4 protein-coding genes and 1 pseudogene are annotated in these 4690 nt (G+C 62.8%); 4 read left to right on the forward strand and 1 reads right to left on the reverse strand.

Features of this window, described 5'->3' with window-relative positions:
* Positions 1 to 384: 384 nt before the first annotated feature.
* From EN781_RS26460 to EN781_RS26475, 4 genes are read left to right on the forward strand one after another with little or no spacing between them, the layout of a single operon-like run.
* Positions 385 to 2526: a TonB-dependent hemoglobin/transferrin/lactoferrin family receptor gene (locus tag EN781_RS26460; protein ID WP_245455450.1), complete on the forward strand. Its 2142-nt coding sequence runs from the start codon at positions 385 to 387 to the stop codon at positions 2524 to 2526.
* Between the two features lie 5 nt (positions 2527 to 2531).
* A complete protein-coding gene (locus EN781_RS26465) occupies positions 2532 to 2960 on the forward strand; it encodes a hypothetical protein (protein ID WP_126054150.1) in 429 nt (142 codons plus the stop codon).
* Between the two features lie 40 nt (positions 2961 to 3000).
* Positions 3001 to 4044: a TonB family protein gene (locus EN781_RS26470; protein WP_348627229.1), complete on the forward strand. Its 1044-nt coding sequence runs from the start codon at positions 3001 to 3003 to the stop codon at positions 4042 to 4044.
* Between the two features lie 34 nt (positions 4045 to 4078).
* Positions 4079 to 4393 carry an antibiotic biosynthesis monooxygenase gene (locus EN781_RS26475; protein WP_126054149.1) on the forward strand — a complete coding sequence of 105 codons (315 nt, stop codon included), beginning with the start codon at positions 4079 to 4081 and terminating at the stop codon, positions 4391 to 4393.
* Positions 4394 to 4417: 24 nt separating this feature from the next.
* Here the strand turns inward: EN781_RS26475 and EN781_RS26480 are convergent.
* Positions 4418 to 4690, reverse strand: a pseudogene (locus EN781_RS26480) (glycosyl transferase family 2); the annotation flags it as partial.

Below are 4690 nucleotides of genomic sequence, written 5' to 3' on the forward strand. Positions count from 1 at the left end.
TTGCTGGAGAGCGTCCTCACCGCCAGCGGAACCCGGTCGAAACGGGTGGCAACGTCTTCGGAACGACGGACGCGATAGCGGAAATCGTTTGCGTTGTGCGTGTTCATCTGGGTCGGTCCTTTCCCTGTGCCGGCCACCTGGCCGGACGCCTGCATAAAATGCCGATTAATTTCTTGACTCGAATAATCATGTTTTATAACCAGTGCAATACCGGAGTAAATGAGTCAACATTTAACGCACCGGATGCGATGAAAAATGCCAGCGAGCCTCGGCCAGCCAGCATCGAACTGGATTTGGAGTTGGGGCATGGGGTTGGCGAATTGGCAAAGGCTGGGTCTGGCGTATGAGAACGCGGGCCCGGCGCAACGGTCTATGGCAAAGGGAATGGCCGCGCTTCTGGCCGGCGCGGCGGTGATCGCGATCCTGACACCGCCGGCAAACGCGCAACAGGCCGCCCAGCCTGCAAGCGAGCGGCAGCAGACCGATTCTGCAAAGAAGACAGAAGAGACGAAGCCGGCCGAGGCGACGCTGCTCGACAAGATCCTGGTCCTCAGCCGCACCGGCGAGACGGCGATCCAGTCGCTTGCCTCCGCCAGCCATGTCGACCGAGAGCAGCTCGATCGCCGCATGGCGACGACGTCGAACGAGATGCTGCTCGGCGTGCCGGGGGTAACCGTGCAGGCCGACGCGCGCCGCGTCAGCTCCAGCATCAACATCCGCGGCCTGCAGGATTTCGGCCGCGTCGCGGTCATCATCGACGGCGCCAGGCAGGATTTCCAGCGCTCCGATCATGGCACGCAGTCGACCTTTTACGTCGACCCTGAACTTATCAAATCCGTCGACGTGATCCGCGGTCCGGTCGCCAACACCTACGGCTCCGGCGCCATCGGCGGCGTCGTCTTCTTCGACACCAAGGATGCCGAGGATTTCCTCAAGCCGGAGGAAAGCTGGGCTAGCGCGCTCACCGGCCGTTATGAAAGCAACGGCAAGGGCTGGACCACCAGCGCCACCGGCGCCTACCGCTTCAACGAGAACTGGGATGTGCTCGGCAACATCGTCTACCGCGACTATGACGACTACAAGAATGGCGGCGGCGACACTGTCGCCGGCACCGGCTTCGACGTGCTGAGCGGCCTGCTCAAGACCACGATCCGCCCGACCGAGAACAGCGAGTTGAAACTCGGCTGGGTCGGCTCCAGCGACGGCTGGACGGAGACCAGCAGCGGCGTGCCGGCCAACGATGTCGACCTGAAGTCGAACACATTTACAGCCCGCTACAACATCACCGACGACGCCAGGAGCTGGCTCGACCTCCACATCAACGCCTCCTACAACAGGACCAATCTCGATCTGACCAGCCTCATCGCGCAAAACCGCTTCGATCCGGAAACCGGTCTTCCCGTCGTGCTGCCGGCCGGTTCGACCTCGACCTTCGACGTCGACACCACCGGCATCGACATCTGGAACACCTCTCGCTTCGAGACCGCCGACATCGCGCACGAGCTGACCTATGGCGGCGATTGGGTCGGCGACGATGTCGAGACGGGCGGCACCGCCGGCGGCGACAGCTTCTACACGCCCTCCGGCAAGCGCAACGTTTCGGGCGCATATGTTCAGGACAAGCTCACCTGGGAATGGCTCGAGGTCATCACCGGCCTGCGTTACGACAGCTACAGCCTGAAGGATTCGGATAACGAGACGTCCGGCGACAGGCTGTCGCCGCGCATCACCGTCGGCGTCTCGCCCTTCGAAAGCGCCAGCCTGTCTGGCCTGCAGTTCTATGGCACCTACGCGGAAGGCTACCGCTCGCCCTCGCTGACGGAGACCCTAATCAGCGGCAACCATCCGGCAGGAGTCACCTTCCCGTTCCTGCCCAACCCCAATCTCAAGCCAGAAATCGGCAAGACCGTCGAGTTCGGCGTCAACTACAAGCGGAACGACATTTTCGAAGGCGGCGACGCGCTGCGGCTCAAGGCCGCCTATTTCAACAACGATGTCGAAGACTACATCGACGGCGTCACGCTCTCGGCCTTCGACCCGACCAGCGGCTGCCCGTTCGGTCCCGGCATCCCGATCTGCTTCCAGTACCAGAACTTCGCCAAGGCCAAGATCGACGGCTTCGAACTGGAAAGCGTCTATGATGCCCGCTGGGGTTATGCCGGGCTTTCGGCCTCGATCATCAACGGCCACACCATTTCCTATGAAGGCGAGCGCGCCGACCTTGCCACCATCCCCTCCTCCCAGGTCACCGCGCAGCTCGGCCTTCGTTTCCTCCAGGACAAGCTGACCGTCGGCGGCGAGGTGCAATACAACGGCAAGCCCAAGGGCAACTCCGTGGCCAAGGACTATACGCTGGTCAACGCCTTCGCCAGCTACCAGGCGACCGACAATCTCAAACTCGACTTCCGCGCCGACAATCTGTTCGACGTCAAATACACCAACCCGCTGAACGGCAGCACGACTGCCGTTCTCTACGAACCCGGCATCACGTTGAAGCTGGCGGCGACCATGCGCTTTGGAGGCTGACGACAATGACAAGCTTGACGGGACTGCTTCGTCTGCTGACCTTGTCGCTTGCGGCGGCGCCGGCGTGGGCCCAGTCCTCGCCGGTTCCTCAACTCAACCTCGAACTCAATGCCGCGCAGCCCTCCGACAAGGGCTGCAGGCTGACCTTCGTGGTCAACAACGCGCTCGGCGCCGACCTGTCGAAAACGGCCTTCGAGATCGCCCTGTTCAACGAGGCCGGCGTCGTCGACCGCCTGACCGTACTCGACTTCAAGGACCTTCCCGTAAGCAAGACCAAGGTGACGCGTTTCGATCTTGCCGGCACCGACTGCGCCAAGGTCAGCCGCGTGCTGATCAACAGCGCGACCGAATGCGCCGGCGCAAGCGTGGAGCCCGCCGCCTGCATGCGCGGACTGAAGACCTCGACCCGAACCACCATCGCCTTCGGGGTCTGAGACGGCATTGGGGCTGCATCCCGCATTCAGGCAAGAGACCGTGGCCTGGCCGCTGCTCGGCCTCGGCGCGTTACCTCCGCGGGCAAATGATCTTGATTTGACTTTTGCATGCAGGCCGCTGCAATTTCCGGCCCGCGACATGCAGGAAATCATCCCCCTCTCCGACGCCGGCAGCGAGCTGGCGATAGCGCCGGCCAAGCCGCCTGAACTTGCGCAGGCGGCGGCCCGCAACGGCAAATGGCCCGCTGCCGTCATTGTCTCCTGCATTCTCCACGGCGCCGCGGCGGCGTTCTTTCTGATCTCGCCTTCCAGCACGTTCAAATCGCCGGATTCGGAGCAATCGGAAGGCAGCGACCAGTCCGGAGACAAGGTTGCCGGCAGCGCGCTTGACAGGGATCCGGTGGCGATAAATGTCACGCTGGAGCCAAAGCCGGCCAGGCCGGAGCCGGCAAAGCCGGTCAGACCAGCGCCACCAACGCAGCCTTCCGAGCCCACTCGGGAAGCAGCCGCACAGCCTCCCGCAGTGTCGCCGGAACCTGCCGGCCGGCCAGACGTACTGGTGGCTGGCTCCCCGCGCCCCGATGACCAGAGTGTTGTCGCCAGCACCGAATCACCTGCCACCCATGAAACTCCCGTCGTTGTTCCAGACCAGCCGCCAATCCCCAGCGCCCGTCCGACTCCGTCGGCACCATCCCCGACAGCGAGAGAAACGGACAACAAGCGCGGCACCGCAGAGGGCCAAGACCGGCTGGCACAGGCGGCCAGCAAGGGCAAGAAGCAGAAAGAGGCAGGCAGCGAGGCTGCGGAGTACAATTACCGCGGCGACGTCATCAGGAAGCTCAGCCGCGTCAACCGCGCCGTTCCGCCGTCAGTGCAATTGACCGCGGTCAATAATGCCGTCGTGACTTTCGTGATCGGCAGCGGTGGTGGTATCGACGATCTACGCATCCTGCAAACCTCTGGATCGTCGAGTTTCGATCAGGTCGCGCTCGGCATCGTTCGCAATGCTGCCCCCTTCCCTCCAATTCCGTCGCGCATCGCAAGCAGGAGTTTGGTGTTCGAGGCCGAAATCGGTCCATTTTGAAAGTGGATGGAACGAACCGCATGAAAGGAAACCAATGTACATCGCCATGAACCGCTTCAAGGTCCAGAACGGCTCGGAAGACGCCTTCGAGGATGTCTGGAAGAACCGTGATTCCAGCCTGTCTGAAATGAAAGGTTTCAGGGAGTTCCACCTGCTGCGCGGTCCGCTGAACGAGGCCGAAGGCTACACGCTGTTTGCCTCACACACGGTGTGGGCCAGCCACGAGGATTTCGTCGCCTGGACCAAATCGGAAAATTTCCGCGCCGCGCACCGCAACGCCGGCACCTCCAAGGTGCACTATCTCGGCCATCCGCAATTCGAAGGCTTTTCGGTCGTCGAGGGCGCCTGACGAGCTATTCGGGAGAGCCTAGCCTCAGGAACCGCCAGCCAGCCGGCGTAGCGTCCGCACAAAGCGTTTGCGCGCCTGCCGCAAGCGGCTCTTGCGATCAAGAAGCGGCGCAAGCCGCGGATCGCTCGCCAAATCGCCGAACCGCCTCACATGGCTGGACAGGAAGCCGGACACGAAATCCCTGCCGTGGATGGCGCCGAGCCTCTCCGCATTGGCAAGGACATAGTCGAGCACGTCCGCGCCCATGGCGGCGTCCAGGGAGGCATAGGCCGGCGACAGCTGCATACGGCCGCCGGC

The sequence above is a fragment of the Mesorhizobium sp. M4A.F.Ca.ET.090.04.2.1 genome, from assembly GCF_003999085.1.
Taxonomy (GTDB): Bacteria; Pseudomonadota; Alphaproteobacteria; order Rhizobiales; family Rhizobiaceae; genus Mesorhizobium.